This window comes from Mycobacterium sp. 852002-51613_SCH5001154 (assembly GCF_001667425.1).
Classification (GTDB): Bacteria; Actinomycetota; Actinomycetes; order Mycobacteriales; family Mycobacteriaceae; genus Mycobacterium.
The window spans coordinates 1-13,237 of record NZ_LZII01000025.1; the positions used below are offsets into that span (position 1 = coordinate 1).

Annotated in this window: 14 protein-coding genes; 6 read left to right on the forward strand and 8 right to left on the reverse strand. The window is 66.8% G+C overall.

Annotation, left to right across the window (positions count from 1 at the left end; genetic code table 11):
• Nucleotides 1-149: 149 nt before the first annotated feature.
• Complete coding sequence (gene aceA, locus A5750_RS06720) at nucleotides 150-1,436, reverse strand: isocitrate lyase (protein WP_066952161.1); 1,287 nt, start codon at nucleotides 1,434-1,436, stop codon at nucleotides 150-152.
• A gap of 269 nt (nucleotides 1,437-1,705) precedes the next feature.
• Nucleotides 1,706-2,500 (reverse strand): acyl-[acyl-carrier-protein] thioesterase, encoded by a 795-nt coding sequence (locus tag A5750_RS06725; RefSeq protein ID WP_066952159.1) that lies wholly within the window; start codon nucleotides 2,498-2,500, stop codon nucleotides 1,706-1,708.
• Between the two features lie 161 nt (nucleotides 2,501-2,661).
• Here A5750_RS06725 and ramB point away from each other — a divergent pair, with 161 nt between their 5' ends.
• Nucleotides 2,662-4,086 carry an acetate metabolism transcriptional regulator RamB gene (gene ramB / locus A5750_RS06730; protein ID WP_066952157.1) on the forward strand — a complete coding sequence of 475 codons (1,425 nt, stop codon included), beginning with the start codon at nucleotides 2,662-2,664 and terminating at the stop codon, nucleotides 4,084-4,086.
• Nucleotides 4,083-4,643, forward strand: a complete 561-nt coding sequence (locus A5750_RS06735) for a carboxymuconolactone decarboxylase family protein (RefSeq protein WP_066952155.1) — start codon at nucleotides 4,083-4,085, stop codon at nucleotides 4,641-4,643. The genes ramB and A5750_RS06735 overlap by 4 nt, the downstream gene beginning before the upstream one ends.
• An 11-nt stretch (nucleotides 4,644-4,654) precedes the next feature.
• Here A5750_RS06735 and A5750_RS06740 read toward each other — a convergent pair whose 3' ends face one another.
• Genes A5750_RS06740 through A5750_RS06765 form a run of 6 tightly spaced genes read right to left on the reverse strand, consistent with a single transcriptional unit; the run spans nucleotide 4,655 to nucleotide 9,226 of the window.
• Nucleotides 4,655-4,927 carry a hypothetical protein gene (locus A5750_RS06740; protein WP_066952153.1) on the reverse strand — a complete coding sequence of 91 codons (273 nt, stop codon included), beginning with the start codon at nucleotides 4,925-4,927 and terminating at the stop codon, nucleotides 4,655-4,657.
• Between the two features lie 4 nt (nucleotides 4,928-4,931).
• Nucleotides 4,932-6,326: a dihydrolipoyl dehydrogenase gene (lpdA, locus tag A5750_RS06745; protein WP_067261732.1), complete on the reverse strand. Its 1,395-nt coding sequence runs from the start codon at nucleotides 6,324-6,326 to the stop codon at nucleotides 4,932-4,934.
• A 33-nt stretch (nucleotides 6,327-6,359) separates the two neighbouring features.
• Nucleotides 6,360-6,929, reverse strand: coding sequence for a hypothetical protein (locus A5750_RS06750; RefSeq protein WP_066952149.1), 570 nt, complete (start codon nucleotides 6,927-6,929; stop codon nucleotides 6,360-6,362).
• Nucleotides 6,922-7,200 (reverse strand): putative holin, encoded by a 279-nt coding sequence (locus tag A5750_RS06755; RefSeq protein ID WP_156659441.1) that lies wholly within the window; start codon nucleotides 7,198-7,200, stop codon nucleotides 6,922-6,924. Before A5750_RS06755 ends, A5750_RS06750 begins: the two co-directional genes overlap by 8 nt.
• A gap of 19 nt (nucleotides 7,201-7,219) precedes the next feature.
• Entirely contained in the window at nucleotides 7,220-7,702 is a 483-nt protein-coding gene (locus A5750_RS06760) for a DUF779 domain-containing protein (RefSeq protein ID WP_066952147.1), read from the reverse strand.
• The gene (locus tag A5750_RS06765) at nucleotides 7,703-9,226 is read right to left on the reverse strand and encodes an aldehyde dehydrogenase family protein (RefSeq protein WP_066952145.1); all 1,524 of its coding nucleotides are present in this window, start codon (nucleotides 9,224-9,226) and stop codon (nucleotides 7,703-7,705) included.
• 67 nt (nucleotides 9,227-9,293) lie between these two features.
• On the opposite strand from A5750_RS06765, the gene A5750_RS06770 reads away from it, so the two are divergent.
• From A5750_RS06770 to A5750_RS06785, 4 genes are read left to right on the forward strand one after another with little or no spacing between them, the layout of a single operon-like run.
• Nucleotides 9,294-11,381, forward strand: coding sequence for a prolyl oligopeptidase family protein (locus tag A5750_RS06770; protein ID WP_066952181.1), 2,088 nt, complete (start codon nucleotides 9,294-9,296; stop codon nucleotides 11,379-11,381).
• Nucleotides 11,382-11,391: 10 nt separating this feature from the next.
• On the forward strand, nucleotides 11,392-11,703 hold the full coding sequence (locus tag A5750_RS06775) for a hypothetical protein (protein ID WP_066952143.1): 312 nt from the start codon (nucleotides 11,392-11,394) through the stop codon (nucleotides 11,701-11,703).
• A gap of 7 nt (nucleotides 11,704-11,710) precedes the next feature.
• A complete protein-coding gene (locus tag A5750_RS06780; protein ID WP_066952140.1) occupies nucleotides 11,711-12,628 on the forward strand; it encodes a crotonase/enoyl-CoA hydratase family protein in 918 nt (305 codons plus the stop codon).
• Between the two features lie 52 nt (nucleotides 12,629-12,680).
• Nucleotides 12,681-13,178, forward strand: a complete 498-nt coding sequence (locus tag A5750_RS06785; RefSeq protein ID WP_066952138.1) for a DUF5078 domain-containing protein — start codon at nucleotides 12,681-12,683, stop codon at nucleotides 13,176-13,178.
• Nucleotides 13,179-13,237 lie beyond the last annotated feature (59 nt).

Genomic DNA, 13,237 nt, shown 5'->3' on the forward strand with positions numbered 1-13,237 from the left:
GTCTGGCCCCCTCGCGGGCCGAGGCCCGCTCGTCCTCAGTGCCTCAAGCCATCGGTTTCACTTCGTCCTCGCGGGCCGAGGCCCGCTCGTCCTCAGTGCCTCAAGCCATCGGTTTCACTTCGTCCTCGCGGGCCGAGGCCCGCTCGTCCTCAGTGAAACTGACCCTCTTCGGTGGAGCCGGTCAGCGCGGTGGTCGACGAGGTGGGGTCAACCGTGGTGGCGATGCGGTCGAAGTAACCGGCACCGACCTCGCGCTGGTGCTTGGTCGCGGTGTAACCGCGCTCCTCGGCGGCGAACTCGCGCTCCTGCAGCTCCACGTACGCGGTCATCTGGTTGCGGGCGTAGCCGTAGGCCAGATCGAACATCGAGTAGTTCAGCGCGTGGAAGCCGGCCAGCGTGATGAACTGGAACTTGAATCCCATTGCGGCAAGCTCCTTTTGGAACTTCGCGATGGTGGCGTCATCCAGGTGCTTGCGCCAGTTGAACGACGGCGAGCAGTTGTAGGCCAGCATCTGGTCGGGGAACTCAGCCTTGACGCCCTCGGCGAACTTGGCGGCCAGGTCGAGGTCCGGTGTGCCGGTCTCCATCCAGATCAGGTCGGCGAACGGCGCGTAGGCCTTGGCCCGGGCGATGCAGGGCTCCAGGCCGTTGCGCACCCGGTAGAAGCCTTCCTTGGTCCGCTCACCGGTGATGAACGGCTGGTCACGCTCGTCGACGTCGGAGGTGATCAGGGTCGCCGCCTCGGCATCCGTCCGGGCGATGACGACGGTCGGCACGTCGCAGACGTCGGCCGCCAGGCGGGCCGAGGTCAGCGTCCGGATGTGCTGCTGGGTCGGGATGAGCACCTTGCCGCCGAGGTGACCGCACTTCTTCTCCGACGCGAGCTGGTCCTCCCAGTGCGAGCCCGCGACGCCCGCCGCGATCATCGCCTTCTGCAGCTCATAGACGTTCAGCGCACCGCCGAAGCCGGCCTCACCGTCGGCCACGATCGGGGCCAGCCAGTTCTCCACCGAGGTGTCGCCCTCGACCCGGGCGATCTCGTCGGCGCGCAGCAGCGCGTTGTTGATGCGACGCACCACCTGCGGCACGGAGTTGGCCGGGTACAGGCTCTGGTCGGGGTAGGTGTGGCCGGACAGGTTGGCGTCACCGGCGACCTGCCAACCCGACAGGTAGATCGCCTTCAGGCCGGCGCGGACCTGCTGAACGGCCATGTTGCCGGTCAGAGCGCCGAGCGCGTTGATCCATTCCAGGTCGTGCAGCTGCTCCCACAGCACCTCGGCGCCGCGGCGAGCCAGCGTGTGCTCCTCGACCACGGTGCCCTGCAGGGCGACGACGTCCTCGGCGCTGTAGGTGCGGGTGACACCCTTCCAACGCGGGTTGGTGTCCCAGTCCTTCTGGATCTGTTCCGGGCTCTTGGGGGTGCCAACGACAGACATTGGGCATGCTCCTTAACGAATCTTCACTACTGGGTGGATGAAACGCTTCACCGGCGGCAGCTAGCGGCTCAACTTCGCTGGTGTGCTAATTCGAAGATGGCACAGCCATTGGCGCAGGTCCACCCGTTTCATTTGCCAATTTCGGCAACGACTCCGCCCCGATTAGCAAATCTTGCGAAGATGAACGGGAACTTAACCGTTTCAGAAACTACCGGTCAGTAACCCAATATCCGCTGGTCAGCGGTAATTTAGCGGGACGCTTGTCCGGTTTAGCGGTTGAAGAGCGCGGCGACCGCTTTCGTCTCGTCGCCGACCACATATGTGAGCGTTGTAACAGGGCGGTCGACCAGCCCGGGACCGAACTGCTCGGTCGAACCGGCCGGATGGATGTGCGAGATGATCTCCAGCTTGTCGCCCAGCGCCACCGGCGCCTCGTGCTCGATCGTGATGCGTAGCGGCCGCGCCATCAATGCCAGGTGCGATGCCAAATAGTCCTCGACGACGCTCCAGTACACGGAGTTGTTCATGTGGTCGAACAGGTCGATGTCGGTGACGCGGACGGGAAACTCGTGGATCTCCTGCGCGTCGTCGCGGCTGCCCGGCTTCAGGTAGCCCTTCCACCGCAGGCGGTCGACGGAGGTGGTCTTGTGCAAGCCCGCGAGGAAGTCGTCGGAGATGCGCGACGGCATCTGGGTTTCCCGGTTGATGTTGATCCAGAAGGCCTCGGACTCGATCAGTCCGCCCTTGCGCCCGTCGACGCGGACCCGCATCTCACACCACCGGTTCGAGGTGCCCGAACACCACCTGCGACAGCGCAGCATGTCCTGGAATTCGATCGGACGGATCAGGTCGAGCATCGTGCGGCGAACGATCCACAGCGGGTGCGTCTCCTCGAAACCCATCTCGCGCAGCTGGTCCTGGCCGATGTCCTGGATGTGCCGGCACGCTGCGTCCAGCCGCAGCCGGCCCGTGCGGTCGATGTCGGCCACCCGCAGCGGCCATTCGCGATCGAACACATCGGGGTGGCCGTCGGGAACCGGCATCAGTTCTTTGTCCAGGCTCACGGCTGTGCTCCCCGTTTCCTCCTCGTGGGCACCCCAGGCCAACCCTGGGGCCTCCGTTGCGAATCATGCCAACGCCCCCGGCCAAAAACCAATTGCGACGCGATCCGCGCCGCTGCGAACTCTGCCAACCTCCACTTCGCAACCCCGGTACCCTGGGGGAAGTGTCCAAGACCTTCGTCGGCTCCCGGGTCCGCCAACTGCGCCACGAGCGCGGCTTCTCCCAAGCCGCCCTAGCCCAGATGCTGGAGATCTCCCCGAGCTACCTGAACCAGATCGAGCACGACGTGCGTCCCCTCACGGTGGCGGTGCTGCTGCGGATCACCGAGGTGTTCGGCGTGGATGCGACGTTCTTCGCCTCGCAGGACGACACCCGGCTGGTCGCCGAGCTGCGCGAGGTGACCATGGACCGCGACCTGGACATCGACGTCGACCCGACCGAGGTGGCAGAGATGGTCAGCGCCCACCCCACCCTGGCCCGCGCGGTGGTCAACCTGCACCGGCGCTACCGGATCACCACGGCGCAACTGGCCGCCGCGACCGAGGAGCGGTTCTCCGACGGCAGCGGCAGCGGCTCGATCACCATGCCGCACGAGGAGGTGCGCGACTACTTCTACCAACGCCAGAACTATCTGCACGAGCTGGACACCGCCGCCGAAGATCTCACGATCCAGATGCGGATGCACCACGGCGACCTGGCCCGCGAGCTGAACCGCCGGCTGACCGAAGTGCACGGCGTGCACATCAACAGGCGGATCGATCTCGGTGACACCGTGTTGCACCGGTACGACCCCGGGACCAAGACGCTCGAGATCAGCAACCACCTCTCGCTCGGTCAGCAGGTGTTCAAGATGGCCGCCGAATTGGCCTACCTCGAGTACGGCGACCTCATCGATCACCTGGTGGAGGAGGGCAAGTTCACCAGCGACGAGTCGCACACGCTGGCGCGACTGGGGCTGGCCAACTACTTCGCCGCGGCCGCGGTGCTGCCCTACCGCCAATTCCACGACGTCTCGGAGAACTTCCGCTACGACGTCGAGCGGTTGTCCTCCTTCTACTCGGTGAGCTACGAGACCATCGCGCACCGGCTTTCGACGCTGCAACGGCCATCGATGCGCGGCGTGCCGTTCTCGTTCGTCCGCGTCGACCGTGCCGGCAACATGTCAAAACGCCAGTCCGCCACCGGGTTCCACTTCTCGTCCAGCGGTGGCACCTGTCCGCTGTGGAACGTGTACGAAACGTTCGCCAACCCGGGCAAGATCCTGGTCCAGATCGCCCAGATGCCCGACGGCCGCAACTACATGTGGGTGGCCCGGACCGTGGAGCGACGGGCCGCCCGGTATGGTCAGCCGGGTAAAACCTTCGCGATCGGGCTGGGCTGCGAGCTGCGCCATGCGCACCGGCTCGTCTACTCGGAAGGACTCGACGTCTCGGGGGATTCAGGAACAGTGGCCACACCGATCGGCGCGGGTTGCCGGGTCTGCGAACGCGACAACTGCCCGCAGCGGGCGTTCCCGGCCTTGGGGCGCGCCCTGGATCTCGACGAGCACCGCAGCACGGTCTCCCCGTATCTGGTGAAGCAACCGTGACCGGCGCTGCGAACGGCCGCATCCCGTCGGGGCGGTTCCGCGAACTGGGCCCGGTCAACTGGGTTCTCGCGAAGCTGGCCGCGCGCACGGTCCGGGCGCCCGAGATGCATCTGTTCACCACGCTGGGTCAGCACCGCCTGCTGTTCTTGGCGTGGAGCATTTACAGCGGCCGCGTGCTGCGGGGCCGGCTGCCGGCGATCGACACCGAGCTGGTGATCCTGCGGGTCGCGCATGTGCGCGGTTGCGAATACGAACTGCAGCACCATCGCCGGATGGCCGCCAAGCAGGGGCTCGACGCCGACCTGCAGGCCGCCATCTTCGCGTGGCCCGAACGGCAGGACCGCGTCGAGGCGCGCCTGACCGTGCGCCAGCAGGCGCTGCTGACGGCCACCGACGAGTTCGTCAAGGACCGCACCATCACCGACGCCACGTGGCAGCAGCTCGCGGAGCACCTGGACCGGCGTCAGCTGATCGAATTCTGCTTGCTGGCAAGCCAATACGACGGCCTGGCCGCGACGATGGCGGCCCTGGACATTCCGCTGGACAACCCCCGCTAGACCCGCGCCCGTCAGAGGTAGACGCTGGCGAGCACGGCAAGCGTCAGCAGCAGCGGCGGCACGGAGAGCCCGAACCCGAATCCCGACCAGGCGTATTTCCTGCGCCGGCGCAGCAATGACGCCCACATCGTGGCGCAGACCGCCAGCGCGAGCGACAGCAGCAACACCGTCGGGGCCCACTGCCCCACCGCCGCGTTGTCGTCGGCGATCGAAAAGGCCGCCAACCACAGGACGTAGCCCGCGGCGAGGCCGCCGATGGCCCCCAGAACGATGTCGCTGCGCATGTGGTCAGAAGTTGATCATGTGGCCGACCAGGCCGTGGAAGCACTCCTGCAGCGCCTCCGACATGGTCGGATGCGTGTGCACGTTGCGCGCCAGCTCGTTGGCGGTCAGGTCCCACTTCTGCGCCAGCGTCAGCTCGGGCAGCAGCTCGGACACGTCGTGGCCGATCAGGTGCCCGCCGAGCAGCTCGAGATGCTTCGCGTCGGCGACCAGCTTGACGAAGCCGCTGGGGTCGCCCAGGCCATGCGCCTTGCCGTTGGCGGTGAACGGGAACTTCGCCACCACGACGTCGTGGCCTTCGTCGCGTGCCTGCTGCTCGGTCAGCCCGAAGCTGGCCACCTGGGGCTGGCAGAACGTGGCCCGCGGCAGCATCCGGTAGTCGCCGAGCGCCAAAGTCTCTGCGCCGGCGATGGTTTCGGCCGCCACCACACCCATCGCCTCGGCGACGTGGGCCAGCATCAATTTCCCGGTGACGTCACCGATGGCGTAGATGTGCGGCACGCTGGTGATCATGTATTCGTTGATACCGATGGCCTTGCGGTCGGTCAGCGCGACGCCGGCATTCTCCAGGCCATAGCCCTCGACGTTGGGCGCAAAACCGATGGCCTGCAACACTTTTGCGGCCTTGATTTCCTCGGAATTACCGCCCTTGCTGACCACGACGGTCACCTCGGCACCGTTGTCGGAGATGGACTCGACCTTGGTCCCGGTGAGGATCTTGATGCCCAGCTTCTTGAATTGCTTCTCGATCTCCTTGGAGACGTCGGCGTCCTCGTTGGGCAGCGCGCGCGGCAGGAACTCCACGATGGTCACGTCCACGCCGTAGTTCTTCATGACGTAGCCGAACTCCATGCCGATCGCGCCGGCACCGGCGATGACGATCGACTCGGGCAGCTCGCGGGAGAGGATCTGTTCCTCGTAGGTCACCACGTTGGCCGACAGCGACGTTCCGGGCACCAGCCGGGTGCTGCTGCCGGTGGCGATGATGGCGTTGTCGAACGTAAGGGTCTCGGTCCCGCCGTCGTTGAGGTCCACCGACAACGTGTTGGCGTCGGTGAATCGGCCGTACCCGTTGATCTCGGTGATCTTGTTCTTCTTCATCAAGAAGTGCACGCCCGCGACCCGACCCTCGGCCACCTTGCGGCTGCGATCGAAGGCGGCGCCGTAGTCGAACGTCGCCTCGCCGTTCATCCCGAAAGCCTTGGCCTCTTTGGTGAAGATGTGGACCAACTCGGCGTTGCGCAGCAACGCCTTGGACGGGATGCAGCCGACGTTGAGGCAGACTCCGCCCCAGTATTTCGGCTCGACGACTGCGGTGTTCAGGCCGAGCTGTGCGGCGCGAATGGCTGCGACATATCCGCCGGGACCGGCCCCGAGGACGACGACGTCAAAATGGGTCACGGCCCCTACCCTAGTGGCCGTCCGGGCGGGGCGTTAATACGGAATGAGGCCGAGGAGGCAGTGGCCCACCCGCGCGCAGTGGTAATAGCCGTGCAGGGGCGCCGCGGCGGCCAGGGAGGCGAACGGCCCCGACATCACCGCCAGCGAGAGCGCCGAGACCAGCGGCCTGCCCTCGACCATCGCGAGCAGCACGCCACCGACGGCGCACGCCACCACGTACACCAGGACCGCGAAGAGCGCTGCGGTCTGGTCGGTCGAGTGATACCACCAATAGAACAGGCCGAACCCGACGACGGCCGCCACACACCACACCCCGAGGATCGTCAGCAGCAGCTTCCACCACTTCAGGTAGAGGTAGCGCCCGGGAACGGTGACGGGTTGCACCGGCGCGACAGCGGATTCGGCGTCGGCGCCCTGTTCGGACGCGGCCGGCTCGGCCCTTTCCGGTTCGTCCTTCGCGGCGGCGGGCTGCTCGCCGGCGTCCTCGGAGTCGTCCGAGAAGTCCGGCACCCACGATTGGGTGCCGGTGTCCTCGTCGGAATCGGAGAAGTCGGGCTTCCACGCCTGGGTGCCCGGGCTCGACGGGGTGTCGTCGTCAGCCATGGGCGGTCACCTGGAGGGCGACGAGCACACCGAACCAGCCGGGCGCCAGCGCCAGGATGAACGCGCCGAGCATCGTCACCCACCGACGTCCGGAGAAGAGGATTGTCAGCAGCCCGGCGACGCTCGGAATCCCGACCACCAGCGCGACGGCGAAGACCGGGCGGTAGCTCGGATGGACGGTCCCGGCGAGTCCCACCCCCGCCAACAGCCCGACGGCGGCGCCGATCAGCATGGCGCCGGCCAACAACCGCGGACGCGGGAGGGGGATCACGATTTCGACATTACTGGTGTCACCGACCCGGAGGGCACGTTCGGAATGCCGCGTCAGTCACCACCTGACCGCGCGCGCAAGGGCGTTCGCCACGTTCGTAGTCGGCGCCGGTGATGACCCGGGCGTCCCGCAGCCCGGCCTGTTCGTCGTCGGTGAAGACGCGGCCGCGGGACAGGAACCGCACCCCTTCGGGCGCCTCCAGGCTGAACCCGCCGCCCCGGCCCGGGACCACGTCGATGACGAGCTGGGTGTGCTTCCAGGTCTGATACTGCGGGCCGGAGATCCACACCGGCACCCCGTCCGTTCCGACGTCGAGCACCCCGAGCAACACGTCGCGGTCGCCGACGAGGAAATCACCGAGGGGGTAGCACATCGGCGACGACCCGTCGCAGCAGCCGCCGGACTGGTGGAACATCACCGGGCCGTGCCGGTCCTGCAGTCGCTCCAACAATTCGGCGGCGTCCGCGGTGATGACCACCCCTGTTACGGGACCCGATGCCATCTAGAAGAAGCCCTGCGCCTTATCGGAGTAGGACACCATCAGGTTCTTGGTCTGCTGGTAGTGGTCGAGCATCATCTTGTGGTTCTCCCGGCCGATGCCCGATTGCTTGTAGCCGCCGAACGCGGCGTGGGCGGGATACACGTGGTAGCAGTTGACCCACACCCGACCGGCCTGGATGTCCCGCCCGGCCCGGTAGGCGGTGTTGCCGTCGCGGCTCCACACCCCCGCACCCAGACCGTAGAGGGTGTCGTTGGCGATCGAGATCGCGTCGTCGTAGTCGGAGAACGACGTCACCGCCACCACCGGGCCGAAGATCTCCTCCTGGAAGATCCGCATCTTGTTGTTGCCGGCGAAAATCGTCGGCTGCATGTAGTAACCGCCGGACAGGTCGCCGCCAAGCTCGGCGCGCTCCCCGCCGGTGATGACCTTGGCGCCCTCGTCCTTGCCGATCTCGATGTAGGACAACACCTTTTCCAGCTGGTCGTTGGATGCCTGCGAACCCAGCATCGTCTCGGTGTCCAGCGGATCACCCTGCCGCACCGCCTTGGTCCGGATGGCGGCCAGCTCCAGGAACTCGTCGTAGATGTCGGACTGGACCAGGCTGCGCGACGGGCAGGTGCACACTTCGCCCTGGTTGAGGGCGAACATGGTGAAGCCCTCGAGCGCCTTGTCCTGGAAGTCGTCGCCCTTGGCCATCACGTCGGAGAAGAAGATGTTGGGGCTCTTGCCGCCGAGCTCGAGGGTGACCGGGATCAGGTTCTGCGACGCGTACTGCATGATCAGCCGTCCGGTGGTGGTCTCCCCGGTGAACGCGATCTTGGCGATCCGGTTGCTCGACGCCAGCGGCTTGCCCGCCTCGGCGCCGAACCCGTTTACGACGTTGACCACACCCGCGGGCAACAGGTCACCGATCAGCGACATCAGGTAGAGCACCGAAACCGGCGTCTGCTCGGCGGGTTTGAGCACCACCGCGTTGCCGGCCGCCAGCGCGGGGGCCAGCTTCCAGGTGGCCATCAGGATCGGGAAGTTCCATGGAATGATCTGCCCGACCACGCCGAGCGGCTCGTGGAAGTGGTAGGCGACGGTGTCCTCGTCGATCTGGGACAGTGAACCCTCCTGCGCGCGGATCGCCCCGGCGAAGTAGCGGAAATGGTCGACCGCCAGCGTGATGTCGGCGCCCAGCGCCTCGCGGATCGGTTTGCCGTTGTCCCACACTTCGGCCACCGCCAGCGCGGCCTTGTTCTCCTCGATCCGGTCGGCGACCTTGTTCAGGATCGCCGCCCGTTCGGCCGGTGGGGTCTTGCCCCACCCCCCTGCCGCCCCGTGGGCCGCGTCGAGCGCCTTCTCGACATCGGCCTCGTCGGACCGGGCCACCTCGCAGAACGGCTGGCCGGTCACCGGTGTCGGGTTCTCGAAATAGCGGCCCTGCGCGGGCCGGACCCATTCGCCCCCGATGAAGTTGTCGTAGCGGGCTTCATACGACATCAACGCCCCAGCGGAACCTGGACGTGCGAAAACAGTCATCTGCTCTCACTCCTCGCTCACCTGTGTAATACACCTCACACTACCGCCGGAGGCCACAATGGCGGTCATGACATCGCAAGCCCCTGCGGCCCCCGACGACGACCGTGACCCCTACCTGTGGCTCGAAGACGTCACCGGCGAGGAGGCGCTGGATTGGGTGCGGGCACGCAACGAACCGACGCTGGCGACCTTCCGCGACGCGGAGTTCGAGCGAATGCGCACCGAGGCGCTCGAGGTGCTCGACACCGACGCCCGCATCCCGTACGTGGTCCGCCGCGGCGAGTACCTCTACAACTTCTGGCGCGACGCCGACAACCCGCGCGGGCTGTGGCGGCGCACCACGCTGGAAAGCTATCGGACCGATGCCCCCGCCTGGGACGTGCTGATCGATGTCGACGAGTTGGGCCGCACCGACGACGAGAAGTGGGTGTGGGCCGGCGCCGGCGTCATCGAACCGGAGTACACGCGCGCCCTGGTCGCGCTGTCCAGGGGCGGCTCGGACGCCTCCATCGTGCGTGAATTCGACATGGCCACATGCGAATTCGTCCGTGACGGATTCGCGCTGCCGGAGGCCAAGTCGCAACTGGCGTGGGTGGATCCCGATACCGTCCTGGTGGGAACGGACTTCGGCGCCGACTCGCTCACCGATTCGGGCTACCCGCGGGTGATCAAGCGGTGGCGGCGGGGCACCCCGCTGGCCGACGCGGAAATCGTGTTCGAAGGCGCGCGCAGCGACGTCCGCGTGTCCGCCTCGGTGGACCGCACCCCAGGCTTCGAGCGCACCCTGCTGGGGCGGGCCCTCGACTTCTGGAACGAAGAGGTCTACGAACTGCGCGGCCCCGAGCTGATCCGGATCGACGCGCCCACCGACGCGAGCCTGTCGATACACCGGGAGTGGCTGCTGATCGAACTGCGCACCGATTGGTTCTACGGCGCTCAGAGCTATCCCGCCGGCTCCCTGCTGGCGGCCAACTATGACGAATTCTTATCGGGCACGGCCGAATTGAGCGTGGTGTTCGAGCCGGACGAGCACACCGCGCTGAACCACTACGCCTGGACGCGCGACCGCCTGTTGATGGTCACCCTCGCCGACGTGGCCAGCCGGGTGGAGATCGTCACGCCGCCCTCGCGTGACGACCCCCTGCGCCCGGCTTCGCCGCGCTTGCGATCGTCACCGAGTATCTGGCGGCGCGAGCCGGTCGCCGGCATCCCCGACGCGACCAACACCGTCGTCGTCGCCGCCGACGACACCGGCGACGAGTTCTTCCTCGACTCCAGCGGATTCGTCACGCCCTCGCGGCTCATGCGCGGCACCGGCGCCGGCCCACTCGAGCAGATCAAGTCGGCGCCCGCCTTCTTCGACGCCGGGAACCTCACGGTGGCACAGCATTTCGTGAACTCGCAGGACGGGACGCCGATCCCGTACTTCGTGGTGCGGCCCGCCGATGCGCGGGGGCCGGGGCCGACCATGCTGTACGGCTACGGCGGCTTCGAATCCGCGAATACCCCCGCCTACAGCGGCGTGCTCGGCCGGCTGTGGCTGGCCCGCGGCGGCACCTACGTGCTGGCCAACATCCGCGGCGGCGGTGAGTACGGGCCCGGCTGGCACACCCAGGCCATGCGCGAGAACCGGCACAAGGTGGCGGAGGACTTCGCCGCGGTGGCAACCGATTTGGTGAATCGCGGCATCGCAGGCGTCGACCAGCTCGGCGCGCAGGGCGGCAGCAATGGTGGTCTGCTGATGGGCATCATGCTGACCCAGTACCCGGAGCGATTCGGCGCGCTGGTCTGTAGCGTGCCGTTGCTGGACATGAAGCGCTACCACCTGCTGCTCGCGGGCGCCTCGTGGATGGCCGAATATGGCGACCCCGACAACCCGGACGACTGGGCGTTCATCTCCGAATACTCGCCCTACCAGAACATCTCGGCTACGCGTCACTACCCGCCGGTGCTGATGACCACGTCCACCCGCGACGATCGGGTGCATCCGGGCCACGCCCGCAAGATGACGGCCGCGCTGGAGGCGGCGGGTCATCGCGTCTACTACTACGAGAACATCGAGGGCGGCCACGCCGGGGCGGCCGACAACCAACAAGTCGCGTTCAAATCGGCGCTGACCTACTCGTTCCTGTGGCGGATGCTGACCAGGCCATAAGATCGTCGGCGTGTCAGCGACCCAACGCATCGAACTCACCCTGCTGGCGACCGGATTGATCTTCGTCCTGGTCTCGGCGGCGCAGGCACGCTACCGCTTCATCGGTGACCGCCGTGCCGGCCGCCGGTTCTACTGGGCGACCGCGATCATCGGCACCGTCTGCTTCGCGGCCGGCACGGGCAGGCTCTGGCCCAACGCCGTCTGCGTGGCGGTGATCTTCTCCGGCCTCGTCGTCCTGTCGGCTTACCTGACGACGCCGTATCTGAAGATCGGCGACCGCATCTACGCGTCGTTACCGGAAAACCGTCAGCCCGACCCGTAAGGAAGCCATGCCGACCAGCGACTTCGAGACGCTCCTGTACACGACGGCCGGCCCGGTGGCCACCATCACGCTGAACCGTCCGGAGCAGCTCAATACGATCGTGCCGCCCATGCCCGACGAGATCGAGGCGGCCGTCGGGCTGGCGGAGCGGGACCCGGCCGTCAAGGTCATCGTGCTGCGCGGCGCGGGCCGGGCGTTCTCCGGCGGTTACGACTTCGGCGGCGGCTTCGTGCACTGGGGCGAGTCGATGATGACCGACGGCAAGTGGGATCCCGGCAAGGACTTCGCGATGGTCACCTCCCGCGAGACCGGGCCGACGCAGAAGTTCATGGCCATTTGGCGGGCATCCAAGCCGGTCATCGCCCAGGTGCACGGCTGGTGCGTGGGCGGGGCCAGCGACTACGCGCTGTGCGCGGACCTGGTCATCGCCAGCGACGACGCGGTGATCGGCACCCCGTACAGCAGGATGTGGGGCGCATACCTGAGCGGGATGTGGCTCTATCGGCTCAGCTTCGCCAAGGCCAAGTGGCATTCGCTGACCGGGCGGCCGCTGACCGGCGTGCAGGCGGCCGAGGTCGAGCTGATCAACGAGGCGGTGCCGTTCGAGCGCCTCGAGGCCCGCGTCGCCGAGATCGCCGGCGAGCTGGCCCGGATTCCGCTGTCGCAGCTGCAGGCGCAGAAGCTGATCGTGAACCAGGCCTACGAAAACATGGGGTTGGCGTCCACCCAGACGCTCGGCGGCATCCTCGACGGCCTGATGCGCAACACCCCCGACGCCCTGGACTTCGTCAAGACCGCCGAAACCCAGGGCGTTCGGGCCGCGGTCGAGCGCCGCGACGGTCCATTCGGCGACTACAGCCAGGCCCCGCCGGAGCTGCGGCCCGACCCCACGCACGTCATCGTGCCTGATCGGGGCCAATGCTGAGATGGACTAGGAACCTGTCCCCCGGCGCACAAAAAGTGTTACCGTAACAACTATGTCCCGGCTAATCACTGGCCTGCGTGCAGGCGTCGCTGTCTTCGCTTTGGGGATCGCCGCTACGGCGTTCCCGAAAACCGCCGTGGCCGATTCCACGGAGGACTTCCCGATCCCGCGCAGGATGATCAACACCACCTGCGACGCGGAGCAGATCATGGCGGCCACCCGCGACACCAGTCCGGTGTACTACCAGCGCTACATGATCGACTTCGACAACCACCCGAACGTCCAGCAGGCGACGATCGACAAGGTGCATTGGTTCTACTCGCTGTCGCCGGAGGACCGCCGGACGTATTCCGAGAACTTCTTCAACAACGACCCGCTCTGGTACGCGTGGCCGAACCACATGAAGCTCTTCTTCAACAACAAGGGCGTCGTGGCCAAGGCCACTGACGTGTGCGCCCAATACCCGCCCGGCGACATGGCGGTCTGGGACTGGGCCGAGCCAACTGGTCCTCCTGGCTGGCCGGGACCCGTCCGCGGCAGGGCTCAGTAATTCCGCGGTAGGGCTCAAGTAATGCGGTGACGCCGCCGGGAACCAGTCTGTGTTGGGTC

Bases quoted from the DNA above. Each gene is read 5' to 3' on its own strand.
- aceA (WP_066952161.1), bottom strand. From the start codon at position 1,436: ATGTCTGTCGTTGGCACCCCCAAGAGCCCGGAACAGATCCAGAAGGAC.
- A5750_RS06740 (WP_066952153.1), bottom strand. From the start codon at position 4,927: ATGCGCAGCGACATCGTTCTGGGGGCCATCGGCGGCCTCGCCGCGGGC.
- A5750_RS06750 (WP_066952149.1), bottom strand. From the start codon at position 6,929: ATGGCTGACGACGACACCCCGTCGAGCCCGGGCACCCAGGCGTGGAAG.
- A5750_RS06760 (WP_066952147.1), bottom strand. From the start codon at position 7,702: ATGGCATCGGGTCCCGTAACAGGGGTGGTCATCACCGCGGACGCCGCC.
- A5750_RS06765 (WP_066952145.1), bottom strand. From the start codon at position 9,226: ATGACTGTTTTCGCACGTCCAGGTTCCGCTGGGGCGTTGATGTCGTAT.
- A5750_RS06770 (WP_066952181.1), top strand. From the start codon at position 9,294: ATGACATCGCAAGCCCCTGCGGCCCCCGACGACGACCGTGACCCCTAC.
- A5750_RS06780 (WP_066952140.1), top strand. From the start codon at position 11,711: ATGCCGACCAGCGACTTCGAGACGCTCCTGTACACGACGGCCGGCCCG.
- A5750_RS06785 (WP_066952138.1), top strand. From the start codon at position 12,681: ATGTCCCGGCTAATCACTGGCCTGCGTGCAGGCGTCGCTGTCTTCGCT.